Origin of the sequence: Methylocystis silviterrae (assembly GCF_013350005.1) — a bacterium.
Classification (GTDB): domain Bacteria; phylum Pseudomonadota; class Alphaproteobacteria; order Rhizobiales; family Beijerinckiaceae; genus Methylocystis; species Methylocystis silviterrae.
This window is the reverse complement of sequence record NZ_JABVWW010000033.1, coordinates 1-17,071: the sequence shown is the minus strand read 5'-3', so window position 1 is coordinate 17,071 and position 17,071 is coordinate 1. Positions and strand designations below refer to the sequence as shown.

Annotated in this window: 23 protein-coding genes; 1 reads left to right on the top strand and 22 read right to left on the bottom strand. The window is 60.8% G+C overall.

Going from position 1 to position 17,071, the window contains the following annotated elements:
* Nucleotides 1-124 precede the first annotated feature (124 nt).
* The 20 genes from HUN39_RS18220 to HUN39_RS18125 form a co-directional block, all read right to left on the bottom strand.
* A complete protein-coding gene (locus HUN39_RS18220; RefSeq protein ID WP_175095861.1) occupies nucleotides 125-403 on the bottom strand; it encodes a hypothetical protein in 279 nt (92 codons plus the stop codon).
* A gap of 232 nt (nucleotides 404-635) precedes the next feature.
* Nucleotides 636-1,826 carry an AAA family ATPase gene (locus tag HUN39_RS18215; protein ID WP_175095860.1) on the bottom strand — a complete coding sequence of 397 codons (1,191 nt, stop codon included), beginning with the start codon at nucleotides 1,824-1,826 and terminating at the stop codon, nucleotides 636-638.
* Entirely contained in the window at nucleotides 1,823-2,062 is a 240-nt protein-coding gene (locus HUN39_RS18210) for a hypothetical protein (protein ID WP_175095859.1), read from the bottom strand. Before HUN39_RS18210 ends, HUN39_RS18215 begins: the two co-directional genes overlap by 4 nt.
* Nucleotides 2,059-2,547, bottom strand: a complete 489-nt coding sequence (locus HUN39_RS18205) for a RuvC family protein (protein ID WP_175095858.1) — start codon at nucleotides 2,545-2,547, stop codon at nucleotides 2,059-2,061. Before HUN39_RS18205 ends, HUN39_RS18210 begins: the two co-directional genes overlap by 4 nt.
* Nucleotides 2,544-2,858 (bottom strand): hypothetical protein, encoded by a 315-nt coding sequence (locus HUN39_RS18200; protein ID WP_175095857.1) that lies wholly within the window; start codon nucleotides 2,856-2,858, stop codon nucleotides 2,544-2,546. The genes HUN39_RS18205 and HUN39_RS18200 overlap by 4 nt, the downstream gene beginning before the upstream one ends.
* A gap of 200 nt (nucleotides 2,859-3,058) precedes the next feature.
* Nucleotides 3,059-3,292 carry a MerR family transcriptional regulator gene (locus HUN39_RS18195; protein ID WP_175095856.1) on the bottom strand — a complete coding sequence of 78 codons (234 nt, stop codon included), beginning with the start codon at nucleotides 3,290-3,292 and terminating at the stop codon, nucleotides 3,059-3,061.
* A gap of 103 nt (nucleotides 3,293-3,395) precedes the next feature.
* A complete protein-coding gene (locus tag HUN39_RS18190) occupies nucleotides 3,396-4,391 on the bottom strand; it encodes a hypothetical protein (protein ID WP_175095855.1) in 996 nt (331 codons plus the stop codon).
* Nucleotides 4,388-5,542 (bottom strand): tyrosine-type recombinase/integrase, encoded by a 1,155-nt coding sequence (locus HUN39_RS18185; protein WP_332310793.1) that lies wholly within the window; start codon nucleotides 5,540-5,542, stop codon nucleotides 4,388-4,390. Before HUN39_RS18185 ends, HUN39_RS18190 begins: the two co-directional genes overlap by 4 nt.
* A gap of 303 nt (nucleotides 5,543-5,845) precedes the next feature.
* Nucleotides 5,846-6,337, bottom strand: a complete 492-nt coding sequence (locus HUN39_RS18180; protein WP_232366210.1) for a hypothetical protein — start codon at nucleotides 6,335-6,337, stop codon at nucleotides 5,846-5,848.
* 349 nt (nucleotides 6,338-6,686) lie between these two features.
* Nucleotides 6,687-7,433 (bottom strand): outer membrane protein, encoded by a 747-nt coding sequence (locus HUN39_RS18175; protein WP_175095852.1) that lies wholly within the window; start codon nucleotides 7,431-7,433, stop codon nucleotides 6,687-6,689.
* Nucleotides 7,434-7,804: 371 nt separating this feature from the next.
* Nucleotides 7,805-7,990 carry a hypothetical protein gene (locus HUN39_RS18170; RefSeq protein WP_175095851.1) on the bottom strand — a complete coding sequence of 62 codons (186 nt, stop codon included), beginning with the start codon at nucleotides 7,988-7,990 and terminating at the stop codon, nucleotides 7,805-7,807.
* A gap of 243 nt (nucleotides 7,991-8,233) precedes the next feature.
* Nucleotides 8,234-8,902, bottom strand: coding sequence for a M15 family metallopeptidase (locus HUN39_RS18165; protein ID WP_175095850.1), 669 nt, complete (start codon nucleotides 8,900-8,902; stop codon nucleotides 8,234-8,236).
* 231 nt (nucleotides 8,903-9,133) lie between these two features.
* Nucleotides 9,134-9,448, bottom strand: a complete 315-nt coding sequence (locus HUN39_RS18160) for a hypothetical protein (RefSeq protein ID WP_175095849.1) — start codon at nucleotides 9,446-9,448, stop codon at nucleotides 9,134-9,136.
* 237 nt (nucleotides 9,449-9,685) lie between these two features.
* Nucleotides 9,686-9,832, bottom strand: coding sequence for a hypothetical protein (locus HUN39_RS18155; RefSeq protein WP_175095848.1), 147 nt, complete (start codon nucleotides 9,830-9,832; stop codon nucleotides 9,686-9,688).
* A 186-nt stretch (nucleotides 9,833-10,018) separates the two neighbouring features.
* Nucleotides 10,019-10,501, bottom strand: coding sequence for a hydrogenase maturation protease (locus HUN39_RS18150; RefSeq protein WP_175095847.1), 483 nt, complete (start codon nucleotides 10,499-10,501; stop codon nucleotides 10,019-10,021).
* Entirely contained in the window at nucleotides 10,482-11,774 is a 1,293-nt protein-coding gene (locus tag HUN39_RS18145) for a Ni/Fe hydrogenase subunit alpha (RefSeq protein WP_175095846.1), read from the bottom strand. Before HUN39_RS18145 ends, HUN39_RS18150 begins: the two co-directional genes overlap by 20 nt.
* Entirely contained in the window at nucleotides 11,764-12,540 is a 777-nt protein-coding gene (locus tag HUN39_RS18140; protein WP_175095845.1) for an NADH-quinone oxidoreductase subunit B family protein, read from the bottom strand. The genes HUN39_RS18145 and HUN39_RS18140 overlap by 11 nt, the downstream gene beginning before the upstream one ends.
* A 1-nt stretch (nucleotide 12,541) precedes the next feature.
* Nucleotides 12,542-13,387, bottom strand: coding sequence for an FAD/NAD(P)-binding protein (locus HUN39_RS18135; RefSeq protein ID WP_232366209.1), 846 nt, complete (start codon nucleotides 13,385-13,387; stop codon nucleotides 12,542-12,544).
* Entirely contained in the window at nucleotides 13,371-13,835 is a 465-nt protein-coding gene (locus tag HUN39_RS18130) for a cyclic nucleotide-binding domain-containing protein (RefSeq protein WP_175095843.1), read from the bottom strand. The genes HUN39_RS18135 and HUN39_RS18130 overlap by 17 nt, the downstream gene beginning before the upstream one ends.
* A complete protein-coding gene (locus HUN39_RS18125; protein ID WP_175095842.1) occupies nucleotides 13,832-14,974 on the bottom strand; it encodes a 4Fe-4S dicluster domain-containing protein in 1,143 nt (380 codons plus the stop codon). The genes HUN39_RS18130 and HUN39_RS18125 overlap by 4 nt, the downstream gene beginning before the upstream one ends.
* A 340-nt stretch (nucleotides 14,975-15,314) precedes the next feature.
* Between HUN39_RS18125 and HUN39_RS18120 the strand changes: the two genes are divergently transcribed.
* Nucleotides 15,315-15,968, top strand: coding sequence for a hypothetical protein (locus tag HUN39_RS18120; protein WP_175095841.1), 654 nt, complete (start codon nucleotides 15,315-15,317; stop codon nucleotides 15,966-15,968).
* Between the two features lie 152 nt (nucleotides 15,969-16,120).
* Here HUN39_RS18120 and HUN39_RS18115 read toward each other — a convergent pair whose 3' ends face one another.
* Together HUN39_RS18115 and HUN39_RS19530 are read right to left on the bottom strand one after the other, a co-directional pair.
* A complete protein-coding gene (locus HUN39_RS18115) occupies nucleotides 16,121-16,618 on the bottom strand; it encodes a DUF1269 domain-containing protein (protein ID WP_175095840.1) in 498 nt (165 codons plus the stop codon).
* Between the two features lie 185 nt (nucleotides 16,619-16,803).
* Complete coding sequence (locus HUN39_RS19530) at nucleotides 16,804-16,932, bottom strand: hypothetical protein (protein ID WP_269750349.1); 129 nt, start codon at nucleotides 16,930-16,932, stop codon at nucleotides 16,804-16,806.
* Between the last annotated feature and the right edge of the window lie 139 nt (nucleotides 16,933-17,071).

Below are 17,071 nucleotides of genomic sequence, written 5' to 3'. Positions count from 1 at the left end.
CATGGCCGCCACGCGAAGCGAAACGCGATTTCGACCATCACACCTAGACGACCCCCGGACCCCCGAAGCACCCGTATCCCCCCAGTCGCCGGGAGGACCCGCGAAGGGGGGCAGCTCATGCCTGTCATGCGCGACCTCGTGATTCAGCCGCGTCTTCATCGCGGAAGATCTGCAAGCGCGTTTCACGCGCGCTCGGCTCGATGGCCATGACGCTAATGCCTCGTGCCTTCGCCAGTTCAGAGAAGAAAGCGTCGCGCCCGCGCCGATATTCGGCGAGCTCGCCCTGGTTCAGTCGGCGAGGAATGTCGGGCGACCATTCGCTGCGGATCATCGCGCCGCTGAAAGTCATCTCGACGGTAAATTTTTTGCCGACGCGAAAGCGGGTCGAAAGGTGAGCCGTCACTCGACTCTCCCCCATCGAGCGTTCGCCCCGTTCGCTGCATCTCTCTCCTTAGAGAGAGAGAGATGCGAACAGCGGAACAAGCAGGGGCTGCGAACGGCCTGTTGTTCACATGCGAACGCTTCATTTTTCAATTGGTTATAAGCGTTCGCGTTCGCACCTTTGTTTGCAGCGAATGGTGCGAACAAAAAAGGCAGTTTGTTCGCAGGGTGCGAACGACGGATTTCGGTGTCCCTCATGCCGCTTTCTCCAGCGCCTTTTGGCCCCTTGGGGTGACACTCCACTTGCCAAGCGTCGATTCCACGAGCTTGTCGCGAGAGAGCCTCTGCAGCCTCCTGTTCACGATGCTCTTGGCGCGGCCGATGGCGTCCGCCCATTGCTGTTGCGTCGCGTTCGGCTCGGCGAGCATGGCCTGCAAGAGCGCTTTGTCGGTGTCCATTTCCTGGCGCTCTCGATCGTCGGCTGATTGCTCGGACGCCGGTCGCATCGTTGGCAGGTGAACCTCGCGGCCCTTGGCGTCCAAGATTTCAGGGCAGCCTGTCACCTCGAACCGGAACGGCGCGGGCTCGAACTCCAGGCCACGCAGCTTGCCCTGCCAGTGCAGCAATACGATTCCGGTATCTGGCTTTTTCCAGAGGGTGAGATTGCCGTCGATTTCGTTGAGGATCGCGCCCGAGCCATAGGGCACAAGATTATCTTCGGAAGCGTTCTTGACGGGGTGCGCAGCCACAACAACGGACGGCTGGCCGGCGATCTGCGTCAGCGGTCGCAGGCGACGCATGAACTGCCCGCCCTGCACCGCGTCATTGATGTTGTCGCCATCAAAGAATGCCGCGAGCGTATCGACGATGACGAGCGCGAATGGCTCTTGTTCGGCGAGCTTTGCCAGGGCGGCATGAACGGCCTCGGGCTTCTCGCGGCGATCCAAAATGATGATGGCGTCACCGAGCGTGCTTAGATCGATGTTTAGGAGATAGGCGGCGATCATGAGCCGCATGCGAATGTCGTCGGGATTTTCGCAGGCGAGATATGCGACGCGCCCGCGGTGAACTTCGCGGCCAAGAATGTCTGCGCGGCCGGTGGCGACGGCGAGCATGGCAATGACGAGAAAGCCTGTTTTCCCAGCGCCGGTGCGCGCTGTGAGAGCATAGATCGATGCCGACCGCATAAGCGGTTCGATCGTATAGGCGAGCGGCACGTATTCGCCGGCAAATGTCGCGGCGGTTTTGAATGTGAGCGGGACGACTGGAGCGGCGTGTCCATTCACGACATGGATCAACTCGCCTGGCGGCTCGTATATGCCCGTTGGTTCAACGGGCAGTGGCGCGTCGTCGTAAATAGGCTCATAGCTCGCGCCCGGCGGGCGCTGGCGCGTTTCGCGGCGCCATTCGCCTATGGCTTCGTCGACATCCGATCGATCGCTCACGAGGCCTCCCTTTCCGCGTGGCGCGCGTTCTCTGCCGCCGCAAGATCCCGGAATGTCGACGCCGCGGCCCGAACGTGAAGGATCAATCGCCGCATCTGATATTCAAGTCCAACGTCGTCGCCGATCTCGGCGTAGCGCGCGATGATTTCGGCGTTGGCGCCTATCGCCCCGGCAAGCTCGGCGATGTGTGCGCGGCATTGTTCCGCGGCGCTGGGGATGAAGACTGGAGCGTTCATTTTGAAAGCTCCAGCGTCATGCCGGCGAGTCCGATCAGCGCCGCCTCGGCGCGTCCATCGTCTTTGACGCGCGCGAACAACTCAGCCTTGCTGGGCCATCGTCGGATGGCTTCCGAGCGGGCAGCGTCCTTCGCGCCATCCTTGCCCGCTGGAATGCCGATAAGGCGCTTCCACGTCGGCGGGGTCAGGAAAGTCACAGGAAGGCCAGCGGCGGCGCAAACGCCTTCGATAATGCCTCTGGACCTCCCGAAGGCAAAAGCCCCTGTAGGACCTTCCTTGGGGCGCGCGCCGACATATTCGACGAATGCCTGCGACGCCTGCCAGCGGTAGACGACGCTTGCCAGAAGCGGCGCGCTCACGTTCGGACGATTGGCAGGGCCGTCGCGCAGAATTGGCATGTCGGCGACTTCGATCAGTTCGCCGGTCGGCGAGAGCAGCGCCAGCGCGCCTTTCGCGCCTATGTCGATTCCGAGGATCATCGTCATTGCGGCGCGCCCTCCTCGACAATCGCATCGAGCGCAGCGCCCAAAATCCCGGCGGGACGGCCCGCGCCGTCACTGGTCAGCGCAGCCCGGATTGCCGCTTCAGGCGTTCCGAATTGCAGCGCCAAAGAGAGACAAACGGCCGCGTCGCGTGCGTCGTCCGCTGCATCGTTTGATGGCTTTGAAGCGTCGATAAAAAGCTCTGCTAGCCTGCCGTCCGGGAAGCGGGAAAACGTGGCAGAATAGGCGGCGCCGCGAAAATCAAAGCCGATGGTTTCGCCCGCGCGGCGGTTGGGGAGCGTCTCGCGTTTCATTGAAACGCCTCCCCGAGGAAGGCCAGGACGCGAAGCCCCGGCCATCGGCGAGTGAGCGTCGCGCGGCTCGGAAGCGACGCTTGCGAGGGGGAAGTAGTGGGCTTATGGTCCGAAGTGCAAGCCGCCAAGCATTGCACCTTCAGGGAGCCGCCGCCCGCGTCACGCAGCGGCGGTTTTCCGCATTTTGGGCCGGCCATGCTTCACGCGGCCTCCCCGTTCAGATGACGGGAGCCGGGCACATAGGCTTTCGCCAAGGGACCAAAGATGCGAGTCGAGCGGCCGTGCTTCTCAACCTTCAGAACGCCGGCCTTGATATCTGCGTAGACCGTCGTGGTGCCGCAGAGCTTCAAAGCGCAAACTTCTTTGATTGTCACATAGCCGTAGTCGAGACGCTCAGCGAGCGTGACGCTCGCGACATTCTCAACGGATGACATGATGTAATTTCTCCGTCGTTCCCGCGAATGTTGGCGGACGACGGAAAAACTATGCGCACTTTTCAAATGTCAGAAAATGTTTCTGGTCAAAAAATGTCAGAAACTATTTTTTGACACTCAGGATTTCCTTTTGCGCCGCGCGGCAGGTGCCGATCGCCGCTTTATACTTTTTGTGCATCTCGAGGCCCTTGGCGTTTTCGAGGTCATAGCCTCCGGCAACATCCTGCCTCATCTGGTCCATGACGCGACGTCTTACATCCCCCGGATTCCCGCGTCCCCGCCTCGCGGTTCCGTCCGACGATTTATTTTGCTTTGGCCATTTTTTCAGAACGTCAGCGATGCGAAGGCGCACATGAAAATAAGCATGGTCGCTTGAGCGAAAAACGCCGTCTCCCCGCGCGCTGGCGTAAACGACATCGTCTCTCATAAGGGATAGGTCAGACCATTCGATGGTCGCGATAACTTTTCGCGAAACCCCAGGCGCATCGAAGCCCGTCGCTGTGATCGTTTCGTTTCGAAGCTCACCCCAAAGCTCTTTGCGCGCGTCTTCCAGTTGCTGTTCTTCTGGAAGCTCCTGAAGCGACGCGTGCCAATGCAGCTCGAAGCATGGCGCGGGATCGGTCGATTTAAGCCTTACCGTTCTCTTCCGCGCATACGCAGAAATATCGCGAACACGATCCGCCGAGGTTGTCGCGATCCAAACGATTGCCTGAAGTAGCGTCCAATCGGTAGACGCCATTGGGTCGAATTTTCGATCCGAAACGGCGTCAATGACGAAGCCGAGTAGCTCTATTTCTCGACGCGCGTCGATTTCGGACAATTCATTTTGCTGCAGCTTTTTGTTTATTGGCCTCAATAATGCCGAATGGGTGCGCGCTTCTTCATCAAATTTTAGGTAATAGAAGGTGCATATCCTCCAATTTTTTTGGCTCTCGTGTCGCCTTTCATCGAAAGTCTTTTCCGCCCTTTTTTCGGATAGGCGTAAGTTCGGCGTCGGAAAGCTAGTCGGCCGGTTCCAAATGTCACTTTCGGGCTTGCGGCTTTCCTTAGCGATCTTGAGTATTTTTTCGTCTATCGGCGGCCTTGTGGGGTTTTTCATTTCGGATCCCCCTGACAATATGAGCCCCATGCCTTCATAAGCGCGCGTCTCTTTTCCAGCGCGTCGCCGCGCCGGTAAGCCTGCTCCGCCTTGTCGCCGATCGCATGCGCAAGCGCGGCTTCGCATACCTCCCGCGGAAAATCGGTCTCGTTTCCTGCCCAATCGCGGAACGCGCTGCGAAAGCCGTGCACGGTGGCGTCAAGCACGCCAAGTCGATCCAATGCCTTCTGCATCGACACATGAGACAGCGGGCGTCCTCCACGAGGACTTTCGAAGATCACATTGCAGCTTCGCCGCTCGGAGAGCCTCCGCAAGATCGCGGCGGCCGGCGGCGCGAGGGGGATTCTGTGTGTGCGACCGTTTTTCATCCTGCTCCCCGGCACGGTCCACATGCAATCAGTGAGGTCGATTTCTGGCCACGTCGCGCCGAAGACTTCGCCCGAACGTGCGGCGGTCAGGATTGTGAACTCAAGCGCCCTCGCCGCAACCGCATCGTCTTTGCGCAAACGCGCCACAAAGGCCGGCACTTGCGCGTAAGGCATTGCGGCATGGTGACCTTTCTCGACCGCCGGCCGCTGGGGAAGCAGATGCGAGAGGTGACCGCGCCACCTTGCCGGGTTTTCGCCGGTTCGATGGCCTTGCGCCTTGGCTGCGTCCAATACTGCTTCAATTCGCTGGCGGAGCCGCGATGCTGACTCGGGTGTTTTCGTCCATGGCTCTTTCAAGACGCCGAGCACGGCTTCCGTATCGATTTCATCGACGAAGCGGTTGCGGAGCGGGACTATAACTCCCTCTCTAAGAGTGACGCGCCATTGCTCGGCATGCTTGGCGCTACGCCAGCCCGGAGCCTTAGCCTCTGTCAGCTTGTCGGCGATGTCTCCGAACGTCGGACGGGATTTTGACGCCGTCTTTTCCATCCGGCGAGCGTCAATAGGATTTCTTCCCGACCTTAGGATTGCGCGCGCAGTGTCTCGCGCGTCTCGTGCGTCGGCGAGCCCGACCTCAGGAAATGAGCCGAGCCCCATCTCAGGCCGTCGTCCCTGCCATGAGAACCGATAGACCCACGAGCGCGCTAACGCCGTCGAGACGAAGAGGTAAAGCCCTCCACCGTCCAGATGGTTACCGGGAGGCGCAGACCTGACCCTCGCCACCGTCAACTTTCCGCCCACCTTAAATGGTCCCCCGATTGGTCCCCCATTGCGGCGCGGATGATAGCGAACAAACGCGAACGGCGGAATAGGTCGGCGGAATCAAATACCCAAGAAAATGTGGAAGAAACGCATTTCGGCGAATGTCGGCGAAAGTCACGAGGTTAGACTCTCACTCCGACCAATCAGCGATATTTATTTATATCGCTCGCTGAGATTGAATTTGGTCCGACTTTGGCGGTTGGTGGACTCCATCGCCCACCACGATTCATGCACCGAAAAGAACCGTCCGCCGTAGGGCAGGCCTCAGGAAGGGTCCACTTCCAGCTCCACATCTCCACTGTCTAAACCCAGCAGATGCCACGCATCTAGATACTGACTAAGCCACCCCTTGGGATAAGGGTTGTCGGCCGCCCCAAACACGTTTGTGTAGTCCGGCAGCAGCCGTCTCATCGGCCCATCTTTATGCGGTTGACCCTTCTTTCCGGGATTGGCGAGCCACTTCCGATGCGTATGGGCGAGGACCTCCGCAACGCGGACGCTCGGCAATATATGCAAAACCGGACGAACATCCGTAGCCTTGCCGAAATCGACAAAGCAATAAAACAACCGATCAGACCGGATGTTCTCGTGTTTCGCCTTCATGTGCCAGCCCCCATCTGAGCCGATATCACGACGCGTCTTGACCTGGATCGAACAGAGCCGCGAGCCTTCGATATCAGTAACAACGACGTCTGCGTTGGGGACGCCTTGGGGTGCAAGAGCGGCTATGTAGCCGCGCCGGAGCAACTCGGCCATGACGTGATGTTCCCCGGCCGCGCCTAATAAAGTTGATTGAGGTGGCATCGATTTTCCTCCAGCGTATCAGAATTGTAGATGCGTCGCTGGAGGCATCAAAGCACCTTCCATTTGTCAGCATTTCCGTCTCAGGAATCTCCCTGCAATGTCATGTTGGATCAGAAACTTCAATATTCTTAAAGATCGCGGCGAGGGAGCCTCGTCAAACCCTTTGTCTCACAACTGTCGCTCGGGCCAGGCCGACGTCCGACTGTGTCGCGGCCCGCGTCATCGTCCATCTGCGCTGAGATAGAAAAAGCCCAGCCACAAGGGCTGGGCTTTCCGGGATGCATCTGGCTCGAACAATCGATCAGTATTTCGCCAACACCGGCGCGGAAGAGCCGAAGTTGAAGTGGTAGTTCACGCCAAAGCGGATCGTGTGGAAGCGGGTGCGGTTGTTGACGTTGTTCAACCCCAAGCCGAAATTGAAGCCGTTGTTGTTGCTGCCGCTGAGCTGCGTATAGAGATACTCGGCCTTGACCGACCAGTTCGGCAGCGCAACGAACATATACTCGGCGCCGCCGCCGGCGGTCCAGCCCGTCTGCACCGTGCTGTTCTGGTTCCACCAGCCGTTGCGTTTCACCTCGCCATAAGCGAAGCCGCCGGTGCCATAGACCAGCAGTTGCGGGCTCAGCAGGTTGATGCCGACGCGGCCACGCACGGTGCCGAACCAGTTCAGAGTCGCGGTGGTTACCGGAGGGAGGCCAAAGAGCCAGTTGAAGCTGTTGCCGCCGGCGCCAGAGCCGATGCTGGTGCCCTGGAAGTCGGTCTCGACGCCGACGACGAACATCGGCGTGATCTGGTAATTGTAGCCGATTTGACCGCCGCCGACGACGCCCGCCCGACTGCCGCCATGATTGTTGAAGCCCACGCCCCAAGCGTTGGATGAATTTTGGTCGTAAAATCCGACGCCGAAGTTGAGACCCGCATAGAAGCCCGTCCAGGTCATGATCGGCGGCGGGGGCGGCGGCGGCGCCTTGTAGTACGGAAGGTCGGCGGCCATGGCCGACCCTGTCGTCAGCGCGAAGGCCAAAGCGGCAATAGTCGCCTTATTCATTATACCTTCTCCTAAGGTTAAAAACGCCTTGGGCTGAATCCCTTGCGCCTGGAGCGATAGAACGTAAGAAAATCGCAAACCCTTGCACAGTCAAAGCAATTTACACGCTATTCGGCCCTCCCCATACGCTTTCCGCGCGACTGTGGCGGGGGCGCCACAGCGCAGAGATCCGCAAAAAACGCATCATCGGTCGGGGGCTCTTAGGCCGCGGCTCCGTAAATAGGACGCCTGGTGAACCGCTTTCATCACGATGACAGCGCTGTCGGCAGATCGACGTTTATCGGACCCGCCGGGGCGGGCCGACACGCTGAGCGTCGGAGAGCGGGGCGCGAGCCGAGCCCAAGTCCGGCCCGCGCCGATTCGATCGCTGATTAGAAGAAAAGTCCCAAACTGCCGCCCGCTAGCGCGCCCACAACGGCCGCAGCGATGGTGTTAGGAATGCCGCCGAGGGCCGCATAGGCGAGGCCACCCAAAATGACCGCGCCGACGCCTGCGAAAATGTAAGTGTTGGGCGTGATTTCCCACTCCTTTTCCCCAGACGGCCTTTGATCAGTCATAGCGGATCCTCCATTTTTGCGAGTCGCCCTCAGCCCATCGGAGGGCCGCTTGCTGCGCTCGCGCAGTTTTGGATGAGGCGTCATTTGGCTCCCCGACCCGACGCGTCAATGGTCGCCGCACACATTGCCGATATAATAGCGGCTCGTCGTGACGGAGCAGATGGCTTCGGCGGGACTCTCACCGATCGAATTGATCGACAGAAGGCCGGCGCAATCGCTCACGCCGCCCCAACCTTTGACGCGTCAGTGTCCGTCGTTGGAAAAGTGCTGATAGTCGACGCTTCTTTTCCAATGTCCGCCCCAGCGCCAGCCCTGTCGAGCGAAGGCCCTGGTGACGACGTCGCCGTCGACGATGATCCCGACGATATCTCTCCTGCGCTCGGAGGGCTCGTCGTAGGCGCGCCCGGCTTCAGGCTCGGTTAGGTTTCCTTCCCGGTAGGGATTTTGAACCGGATTGATGTCCACGGCCATTCCATAAGCGTGTCGCGACATCGCGCCACGATCGGTCGTTCGGCAATTGAAGGAGCTTGTATTATTCGCCGCCATCGACCTTGCGTCATCGCCGCCGAATTCATCGATCAGGGACATTCGATAGATTCGAAATTTCCCGCTGTCGTAGATTTCCTCAAAGGCGGCTGCGACCGCTTTTGCGACGCTTCTTGCGACGATCAGCGAGCCGGTCTGCGCGTTACCGTCGAAATCCCGGTAGGGAACCCTCAACAGAACAAGTTCGTCGCGTCCCGGACATGGAAGCTCCGCCCGCCACGACCTTCCCTGCATGTAAGCCCATACTGCGTCGGGGATGGGTTCAGCCGTGACCTTCGCGCCCCGTGCATGTGCGACTGCGCCCGCGAGAAGCAAAAACAGCAGCGCAACCGCTCGGACCCCTGAGCAGCGCATCGTCAAAATCATTTGCGCGCCAAGCCGCATCTTCGTCCGCCAGTGTCGATCATTCGCCTAAAGACTGAGGACCCTCGCCAGGTTCGACGTCATGAATGAGCAGCAAAAACCTGCACTCATATGCTTGAGCATTCGAGTTTAAATGTCGTTAGAACGCCCTTTTTTTTTTCAAAAAACTGTTTGGCGGCGTTTCGCGCGGCTTCATTCACCCAATCTTCGCGGAGCGCTCTCAACGGCCTTTGATCAGAGAGACGGTAACACGGTTGAATTGGCATATTCCGATGCACGCCATCCTAAGAAAGGCGGCGCCTCGATCGTCAGCGCCGCGATGCACACAAATTCGCCGACTCCATCCGCGATCACCATGTCGCCGATTGTGAGTATCGCGAGTCCCTTGCAGATTTCCGAGACGGCAAAAATGCCGTTTGCCCTAGCCATGCCAACCAACTTGCCGAGCGGACGGTCCGTCCGAGTAGTAAGTGCATTCGCCGAAGAGACGGCGATCTCTTTTTTTCCGGGCGACCGCCCGACAGATGATGGCGCCCGTGAAAAGCCCATGCCTAGCCTTCATAGATGGAGGTGTTGTTCCTCTACCTTGAATTGGGAACGCCAATATGGCCGACATGCGGCCCCACCTAGGCGCAAGGCGTGATGGAACGACGCGCGCGCCCGGTCTCTGACTGAAGCGTCGCAGCGGGGCGTTCCTTGCGTCTCAACGAACTGGCGTGTTTCTCAGCACGCCCACGCAGCTATACTTCTATCCCTAAGCTTGCGCGGCCGAGGCAATCGCAAAGCTTAATGTTTTGCAAAACGCTCTATGGCGTTGATAAACGCCTCCGGCGAAGCGGCAATGCGTCGAACGATATGCATCGGCAGTTGGACGAGCATCTGAACGGTCGAGACGGTGGCGATGACTTTCGACGCGGAAACGAGACGCTGCATTCGGCTCTCCATACTTGGTCTGCGCGGCGCTGCTATGCGGGGAGGCGTTCGTCGGCGCTGAGCGAGCGATCCTGAGGTATTGCGAGCGCACACTTTAAGCATGCCCGCGTTTCGGCCGGGTTGCCGCAATGTTGCCGGTTGTTTCGGGCTTGGGGCGAATTTGTGCGGCGCACCGCCCCGCTTCGGTTATTTGCCGAGAATGTCCGCCCGCAATCGGCCGGCGACGATATCGACCGCCGCCGCGACCGCCGGCGATATCGGCGCGCCGATCTCGAAGGTTCCGCCTTCGATCGCATAGACGACGCAGCGCGAAGGCAATGCGCCCAGCGCGCGGGCGAGCTCCAGAGCTTCGACGAGGCCGAAGCCATGCGTCGATGCGCCAAAAGCCGCTCGCGGAAGCGGGCCTGCGCTGGCGTCAAAGCGGCGGATTTCGCCAGGTTCCGCCCCCGAAACGCAGGCGTCGACAATATAGGCGGCGTCCGCGCCCTCGAGCCGCGCCAATACGCGCGTCGCCTCGCCCTCCTCCTCGATGATTTCGACGTCGGCCGGCGACGCTCTCAGCGCTCGCGCGACCGCGCGGCCCGCCGCGTCGTCGCCGCGATCGGGATTGCCGATACAGAGCACAATGATGCGCAGTGCTTCGCGCGCTCTATCCGCCCCGGTCGACATCGAGCCGCAGAAAATGCGTCGCGCAGGAAATGCAGGGGTCGTGATTGCGAATGGTCTGTTCGCAGCGGTGACGCAAGGCATCGTCCGGCAAATCGAGCCAAGCGTTCGCGAAAATCTTCAGATCCTCTTCGATGCTCGGCTGGTTCTGCGACGTCGGCGGCACGATGCGGGCGTCGGCGATCTTGCCATCGGCATTGAGGCTGTAGCGATGATACAGCATGCCGCGCGGCGCCTCGGTCGCCGCATAGCCGGTTCCCGCGCGCGGCTCGATTGCGACTGCAGGCCGCTCCGGCTCTTGGTAGTCGTCGATGATGCGCAGCGCCTCGTCGCAGGCGTAAAGAACTTCAACCGAGCGAACGATGATGCTGCGAAAGGGATTGGCGCAGACGGGCCCAAGTCCTGCGTCGCGCGCCGCTTCGCGCGCGATCGGCGAGAGAGACGCGGCGTTCAGCGCGTAGCGCGCCAAGGGCCCGCTGAGATAGGCGCCGCGCGCCTTGATATGCGCATGCAGCGCGGTCGAATGTTCGACGTGGCTCTCCTCGAAATGTTCGTCATATTCAGCGGCGGCGATGTCGAGCCCGCGGCTTGAGACGATGCGGCCCTGGTTGAAGGGATATACGCCGTCGCCGCGCAAGGCGACGAATTCATAATCGCGCTCGACATCTGGGAAATCGAAGCCAGCCGTCCAGCGCACGGTCGCGAGCGCCCCGTCCCGCGCGCGCTTCAGCTCTTCGGCGAGCGGCTGAAGTTCACGCCGGCGCGGCGCGCGATAAAAGCCGCCGACGCGGACATTGATCGGATGAATCTCGCGGCCGCCGAGCAGCGCAATGATCGCATTGCCTGCCTTTTTGAGATTGAGGCCCCGGCGCACGATGTCGGCGTGATCGCGCGCCATTTCGATCGCGCCCGCGTAGCCGAGGAAATCCGGCGCATGCAGCATGTAGATATGGAGCGTGTGGCTCTCGATCCATTCGCCGCAATAGATGAGCCGTCGCAGGTCGCGTAAGGGTCCATCGACGACGACGCCGAGCGCGTCCTCCATCGCGTGAATCGCGCTCATCTGATAGGCGACCGGACAAATGCCGCAGATGCGCGCGGTGATATCCGGCGCCTCGGCATACATGCGGTCCCGCAGGAAGGCTTCGAAGAAGCGCGGCGGTTCGAAGATGTTGAGTTCCGCCGATTGCACGACGCCGTCACGCGCGACGACCTTGAGCGCGCCTTCGCCCTCAACCCGGGCAAGCTGATCGACTTTGATCGTCTTAACGATCATAACGTTCGCTTTCCTTACGGAAGGCATCGGCATTGGCGTTGAAAGTACGATAGACGCGCTTCAGCGCATCCTCATCCATGCCGAGCTTGCCCAGCCAAACCGACAGCGACGGCGCGTTGGGCGTCTCCATCGGGCCGTAGCAGCCGTAGCAGCCGCGATTATATGAGGGACAGAGCGCGCCGCAGCCCGCATGGGTGACAGGTCCCAGACACGGCGTTCCGTGACCGACCATGACGCAGAGATTGCCGGCGATCTTGCATTCGACGCAGACGCTATGCGGCGGCGTTTGCGGCTTGCGCTCGGCGAGGAACGCAGAAATCGTTTCGACGAGCTGCCGCGTGCTGATCGGACAGCCGCGCAGTTCGAAGTCGACCTTCACGTGATCGGCGATGGCGGTCGACGTCGCCAGCGTCTGGATATAGTCCGGCCGCGCATAGACGATCGCCGCATATTCGCGCACGTCGGCGAAATTGCGCAGCGCCTGAATGCCGCCTGCGGTGGCGCAGGCGCCAATCGTAATTAAGAACCGCGACTGTTTACGGACCTCCTGGATGCGCGCCGCATCATGCGCCGTCGTCACCGAACCTTCGACGAGAGAAAGATCATATGGACCTCCAACCGACGCGCTCGTCGCCTCAAGGAAGTGCGCGATCTCGACTTCGCCGGCGATCTCCAGCAATTCGTCCTCGCAATCGAGGAGGCTGAGCTGGCAACCATCGCATGAGGCGAATTTCCAGACAGCGAGCTTTGGTCGAATGCGCGCCACGTCACAGCTCCCGATAGGCGAGAAGATCGCGCACGCGGTCGTAGCGGTGGACCGGCCCGTCCTTGCAGATGAACAGCGGACCAAATTGACAGTGGCCGCAATGGCCGATGGCGCATTTCATGTTGCGCTCCATCGAGACGAAAATTCGTGAATCTGCGACGCCCGCGTCTTCGAGCGCGAGCGCGGTCGCCCGGATCATCACTTCCGGCCCGCAGATCATCGCGATCGCATCGGCCGGATCGTAGCGAAGCTTCGACAGCAAAGGCGTCACATAGCCGACGTCTCCGGTCCAATCTGGTCCGGCGCGCTCCACAGCGACGCGCAGCTGGAAATCGGGCGTCCGCCGCCATTCTTCAAGTTCGCTGACAAAGATGAGGTCGTCCGGCGTGCGCGCGCCATAGAGTACGCCCACCCGGCCGTAGGCGGCGCGATGGCGCAGCAGCCAGTAGATCGCCGGCCGAAGCGGCGCCAGGCCAATGCCGCCGCCAATCAGCAGGACGTCGAACCCCTTGGCTTCCTCGACCGGCCAACCGACGCCGAAGGGACCGCGCAAGCCCACTTGATCGCCGGCCTTCAATCTGCCGAGCGCCGCGCTCACCGGCCCGACGGCGCGGATCGTATGGGTGAGCCGCTCTGGCGCGTGCGAGTCGCCGCTGATGCTGATCGGTATTTCGCCGACGCCGAATGCGTAAAGCATGTTGAACTGCCCCGGCGTGAACGGCGTCGCGCGCTCAGGCGCGAGATCGAAGGTGAACACCTCCGCCGACTCGCGAATGAATCGCGTCACCGGCGTCATCGTCGGCGCCATCGGATAAGGCGGCGCGCAGGCTTTAAGCGTTTGCGGCATCATACATCCCGAGCGCCTGCATGCGCGCCGACTGCAGACGTTTGACGAGCGGCGGAATGAAGCGCTTCATCATTTCATAGCCGACGCGCGGATCCGCCTCGCATTTGCCGCGCAGACACTTCCCGTCGAAAACGATAGCGCGCGTCAGTTCGATGGCGCGCGCGTCGAATGACGACCGATAGGGCGGAATGAGCCAGTCGGCGCCGAGAATTTCTCCGCTCTTGACGGTGAGAAAGGTGAAAGCCCCGCGCCCCGGCACGAAAGTCTCCAGCGCCACGGCGCCGTGTCGCACGAGATAGAAGGAATCGGCCGCGGCGCCCTCACGATGCAGATAATCGCCCGGCTGCAGGATGACGTTCTTGGCGCATCCGGCGACAAGCGCCAATGTCTCTTCATCGAGCCCCTCAGCGAAGGGATGATGACGCAGCAGATCGGCAATATCTTTCATCGCGATTCCTCGGCGCAGGCGTCGCCGCCACGGATGGCGCGCACCTCTTCGGTGATGTCGATGCCCACCGGACACCAGGTGATGCAGCGCCCGCAGCCGACGCACCCCGATGAGCCAAACTGGTCGATCCAGGTCGCAAGCTTGTGAGTCATCCACTGGCGGTAGCGCGATTTTGCGCTGGCGCGCACGCTGCCGCCGTGAATGTAGGAAAAATCCATGGTGAAGCAGGAATCCCAGCGGCGCCAGCGTTCCGCGCGCGCTCCGGAAAGATCGGATGTGTCTTCCACCGACGTGCAGAAACAGGTCGGACAGACCAGGGTGCAGTTGGTGCAACTCAGACAGCGCGTCGCCACCTCGTCCCAGCGCGGATGCTCGAGATTGCTCATCAGCAGTTCGTTGAGATCGTCGGACCGCATGTCCCGTCCCATCGAGGATGCGGTGTGTTCGATGACAGCCTCACCGGCTTCGACCTCGCGACTTGACGCAAGCCGATGCGGAACCTGCGCCAGGAGCGCGCGCCCCTCGTCGCTGCCGATCTCGACGAGAAAGCTATGCTCTGTCTCCTCAAGAAGCTCGGTCAGTGCGATGTCGAACCCCTGCTCGACGCGCGGACCCGCGCGCATCGAAACGCAGAAGCACGTGCCTCCCGCCTTGCCGCAATTGACGGCCACGATCAGCGCGCGTTCACGCACGGCCTGGTAGTGCGGGTCGACGTACATGTCGCTGACGAGAACCCTGTCCTGGATCTCGATCGCGCGAATTTCACACGCCCGCACGCCGATAAAGGCGAGACGATCAGTCGGCGGCGCTTCGGGCGTGACGCTGGCGTTCTCGCCATCGCGTTCGGCCGTCCAAAGTCGCAGCTTTGGCGCGTACAGAAATTTTTTCCACGACTGCGGCCCGACGGAATATCCAAAGAGCGCCTTGTCATCGCGATGGGCCAATCTGTAGCGGCCGCCGTCCTGCTCATCCGTCCATCCGCGCGGCAGATCCTCGACAGATTCGATATCGTCGTAAACGATCGCCTGATTTTGCACGGTGGGGCCGATGGCGCGATAGCCGCCCGCCCGGATCGCCCGCAGCAAGGCTTGCAGGCCCTCGACCGTGATGGTCGCCGCCGCTTCGTCAGCTTTGGCCATGAGCGCTCCTAACCCGGCTTCCTGCCCGCAATCTCAAATCGAACCACGCCGGATGTTTCGTCAAGTCTAGCCTTTGCCGGCGTCCTTGTGACGCGAGGATGACATTCGGACGACGTCCCGCACACGCAATTGTCGTCTTCCCCCGTGACTTCAACCGCCTCACGCGATCCTAGAGCCCGAGTTTACCAGCAGCCGGACGAGCCCGGCCCAATTCCCTTCGCGCCTTGCTCGGTCCCCGCGCACGAACTATCTTGACCTTCTAATTCGGCCAACAGGCACGCGGGACAAGCGGGGATAGTCGCCGCAGCGTCATTCGCGCCCGAACCAGTGAGGATTGCTCATGTCCAATAGCTCCGACCCGGCCGAACCCAAGTTGCCCGATGTCTCGCCGGAGCCGGAGAGCTGGGCGACGACGCTCGAGCACGGCTTCGAAGAAATCAGGACCCAGTCCGCCGGCGTTCTCTTCCTCGACGTCATCAAGATCGACCTGCCCTATATCGTGATGCTGTCAACGGCCGTGCTCGGCATCGGCATCGTCACTTTTACGGGACAGCCGGTCGCCTACTACTGGGAGTTCCTGACGCCGGTCTATTGTGCGATCTGCATTTATATCGGTTGGCGGCACACCGAAACGACGCGTGAACGCACGCGGCTGGTCTGGACCCAAATACTGCACTGGGCGGCGTTTCTCTTCGGCATGTGGCTGATCTATTCGCCGCCGCTGCGAAAACTGATCGACGTCAATGCGGCCGGGCTCAATCTGATGGTGCTGCTCGCTGTCGCAACCTTCGTCGCGGGCGTTCACGCCGCCGCATGGCAGATCTGCGTCGTCGGCATTATTCTCGGAATTTTCGTCCCTGCGGTGGCGATCGTTCAGCGCTCGTCGCTGTTCATTCTCGTTTCCGTTCTCGGCATATCCTTCATCGCCGCCAGCATCTACATCACGCTGCACTCCCATCGCCGAAAAGCTCGCGAGGCGGAGGAGACCGTCTAGAGCAGGTTCCGAAAAAGTTGCCAGACTTTTTCGATGAGAACCTGCTCCAACATTTTGATTTTAAGCGATTCATTATCGATCACGTGAGACCATGTGACCAATAAGCGCTCTAAAGGGGTGCGCGCCGAAGAGCCATTCGGCGCGCAATCCGATCAGGCGGAGGTCGGCTGCGCCGCCAGCGCGGCGCGGATGGCGTCTTCCTTAGACTTGTCGAAGGACGTCCGCAGCACCACGCCGCCGACGCCTTTCAGTCCTTCGAGAACCTTGTCGGTCGTCATCTTGCGCACGAGCAGGAACAGTGCGGCGCCGCCGGGCGGAACCGCGGCCGCCACGTCCTTCATGAATTTGTCGTCAATGCCGAAGTCGGTCAGCGCGCCGGAGACGGCACCGGCGCCGGCGCCGATCGCGGCGCCTGCAAGAGGCATCATGAAGATCAATCCGATCAGAGCGCCCCAAAAGGCGCCGGAGACTCCGCCAAGGGCCGTTGTGTTGAAAAGCTGATTGAGCTTTATCGCGCCATCGGCATTCTTTACGGCGACGACCGCGTCGCCGAGTTCGATCAGATATTCCTTCTGCATGGTGAAGAGCTTCTGCCGAACTTCTTCGGCCTTTTCTTCCGACGGAAATGCAATCACGAGAAGATCATTCATTGGCCTCTCCTGTTCTGCGCGCGGATCCCGCGCGCCGCCATTGACGATCTAGTTCAGTAAAAAAAGCAAGACAATGCGCCGGTGAGCGGCTGAGGCGGAATGAATAGACCGAACGACGGTCGGCGGACGCCGCCTTCATCGCCTCCACAGCGACGTTGGCGGGCCAGCCTTTCTTTCATCAGACATTAGTTTTCGCTACGGCGGCGCGACGGCGCGACCTCGCAGCGGGCGCGCTGCGGGATACGATGCGGCGCGGCATACAGGAAACAGAGCGGCGACAGCGCCGCGGCCAGCAGTAGCATGACGATCACCATAGGAGTTTCTCCCGGTTTTTTGTGCTTCGCCGCCCGCCGCGAAGCGGGCGGCGAAGTCTCGGATTACTCGGTCAGGAGGGCGACGCCTTCCTTGCCGATCAGACGCTGAATGTTGATCAGCAGCTGAAGCACGACGCCG